The organism is Cohnella fermenti (genome assembly GCF_004801405.1).
Taxonomy (GTDB): domain Bacteria; phylum Bacillota; class Bacilli; order Paenibacillales; family Paenibacillaceae; genus Cohnella; species Cohnella fermenti.
In genome coordinates this window covers 1-2,500 of sequence record NZ_SSOB01000154.1, presented here as the reverse complement: position 1 = coordinate 2,500, position 2,500 = coordinate 1, and the positions used below count along the sequence as shown (strand labels likewise).

Sequence of the window (2,500 nt, the reverse complement as noted above, 5' to 3'; positions counted from 1 at the left end):
GACAAGGAATTTCGCTACCTTAGGACCGTTATAGTTACGGCCGCCGTTTACTGGGGCTTCAATTCACAGCTTCGGCCCTGATAAAATCAGAACCTAACCGCTCCTCTTAACCTTCCAGCACCGGGCAGGCGTCAGCCCGTATACTTCGCCTTACGGCTTCGCACAGACCTGTGTTTTTGCTAAACAGTCGCTTGGGCCTATTCACTGCGGCCCCCTCGGGCGAAGACAACCAGGATGTTGGCTTAGAAGCAGCCACCATTTAAAGAGTGCGTAATAGCTCACTGGTCGAGTGACTCTGCGCCGAAAATGTAACGGGGCTAAACACACCACCGAAGCTATGGCAACGCGTACCCTTTGGGTATCGCTTGGGTAGGGGAGCGTTGAATGCGGGTTGAAGTCAGACCGGAAGGACTGGTGGACTGCATTCAAGTGAGAATGCCGGTATGAGTAACGAAAAGACAAGTGAGAATCTTGTCCGCCGAAAGCCTAAGCAGAGATGTGCCTTTCCTTCGGGACAGAGGAGACAGGTGGTGCATGGTTGTCGTCAGCTCGTGTCGTGAGATGTTGGGTTAAGTCCCGCAACGAGCGCAACCCTTGAATTTAGTTGCCAGCGAGTAAGGTCGGGCACTCTAGATTGACTGCCGGTGACAAACCGGAGGAAGGCGGGGATGACGTCAAATCATCATGCCCCTTATGACCTGGGCTACACACGTACTACAATGGCCGGTACAACGGGCAGCGAAAGAGCGATCTGGAGCAAATCCTACCATCGGCGTTAGAGGGCTTAACGGTCGTGTTCGAGATGGGTACGCGTGGAACCCCTCTGCCATCATCACCAAACCGCCGCGACGAAGTCGTCGGCACGCTAGGTTGCAGGCAGCATGACGAAGTCATGCGGTGCAGCCGTAGCGATTTGTTCAAAGCTTGCGCCTTGATAACCGGATACGAAACGAGTTAGCGTGTATTTAGAATCTTCTTCTTCCTGCCTTGCGTCTGCTCTTAGGATAAGCCCTCGACCGATTAGTACTCGTCAGCTCCACACGTCATCACTCTGAACAAGCAAGTCTCCAACCCTAAGGTCTTTGACGACCGTCCATCCCTTGCCTTTCACATAGAACGGATGATTGAAGGTCGATTCAATTACTTGGTCACCCACATGAATCTTGTAAATCTCATCCATCTCATGGTTCATTGTTGCCGTAACCTCTTTGTAAGCTACCTCACCAGTTGTCTCATCCTTCGAGAGAACCTTATCTCCGACCTCAATGTCTTCGATATTCTTCTCCCCTTCGTCCGTCATCACTTTGGTGCCTGCTACAAAGCTTTCAAAGATCATTAGCGAACTTTTCCCCTTCAGATATCCCATGAACGATGATACCGATATCTTTGGGGGAATAGCTACCATCATGTGTACATGATCCGGCATCATATGACCTTCTAGAATCTCCACCCCCTTGTACTTGCATAGACGTTTGAATACCTCGATCAAATCTTTTCTCACTTGATTGTAGATCTCTTTCCGTCTATACTTCGGGGTGAACACGATGTGGTATTTGCACATCCACTTCGTGTGCGCTAAACTGTAATTCTTGTTTGCCACCTAAGACGGGACTTCGACGCCGCTCCGGTAGTCGAGGACATGACGTTGTACGCGCACTGGAAGCTGAACAGCTACACGGTGACGTTCGACCCGAACGGAGGCAGCTTCTCGGGAAGCGAGGTCACCGTCGAACACGGGCAGACGGTAGCCGAGCCGACGGAGCCAACGCGAGTGGGGTATGCGTTTGAGGGCTGGTATGTCGATCCGGCGGATGAGACGGGCGAGTGGGACTTCGATGGGGACACCGTCAGCGGCGATATGACGTTGTACGCGCACTGGACGTTGAACAGCTACACGGTGACGAAGGCTTCCACTTTCTCGAGCACCGGACGGTCGATCATAAGTTCGGCATCATCACCGATGCCTACATTACACCCGGCAACGTTAACGAGCCGGTTGTCTACATCGAGCGGCTGCAACGTCAAATCAATACGTTCGGGTTGACCGACCTCGAAGCGGTCGCACTGGACTCGGGTTACTTAACGCCCTATGTTTGCAAGAAGACGATCGAGATGAACCTCTTCGCCGCGATTGCGGACCGGAAGTCGCCAAGCCGGGAAGGCCATATCCCGAAAGCTGAATTTACGTATGATCCGCAATCCCCATTCGGACATCCCCGGATCAACGCCTGCTTACGGCTCCCCGAGGCAATTTCGCTGTTCGCCGCGTCCTTCTTCAGCTCCTGGCGCCTAGGCATCCTCCGTGCGCCCTTATTAGCTTAACCACCCGTAATCGCTTCGCTCGCCGAAGGCGAAGAAGAGATTATCGGGACAGCAAACCACTAAGGCAGAAGATCCATTCTACATTGCGCTAATCGTTTCGTATCCAGTTGTCAAGGTACAAGGTGTGTGAAGAATGCAATCGACCGAAGTCGCTTGCCCCTTCAAAACTGAACTCGAG

2 protein-coding genes, 1 pseudogene and 1 other annotated feature (1 of these 4 cut by a window edge) are annotated in these 2,500 nt (G+C 52.6%); of the genes and pseudogenes, 1 reads left to right on the top strand and 2 read right to left on the bottom strand.

What is annotated here, in order from left to right; all coding sequences use genetic code 11:
• Positions 1-840 (bottom strand) — a sequence feature (most likely nonfunctional fraction of RNA operon) (it extends 55 nt beyond the left edge of the window).
• A gap of 190 nt (positions 841-1,030) precedes the next feature.
• The gene (locus E6C55_RS35625; RefSeq protein ID WP_269145575.1) at positions 1,031-1,336 is read right to left on the bottom strand and encodes a polymorphic toxin-type HINT domain-containing protein; all 306 of its coding nucleotides are present in this window, start codon (positions 1,334-1,336) and stop codon (positions 1,031-1,033) included.
• Positions 1,325-1,600, bottom strand: a pseudogene (tnpA, locus tag E6C55_RS35620) (IS200/IS605 family transposase); the annotation flags it as partial. The pseudogene tnpA and the gene E6C55_RS35625, both read right to left, overlap by 12 nt.
• Before the next feature lie 39 nt (positions 1,601-1,639).
• Between tnpA and E6C55_RS33410 the strand changes: the two are divergent.
• Complete coding sequence (locus E6C55_RS33410) at positions 1,640-2,044, top strand: InlB B-repeat-containing protein (protein ID WP_136374129.1); 405 nt, start codon at positions 1,640-1,642, stop codon at positions 2,042-2,044.
• The last annotated feature ends 456 nt before the right edge of the window (positions 2,045-2,500 follow it).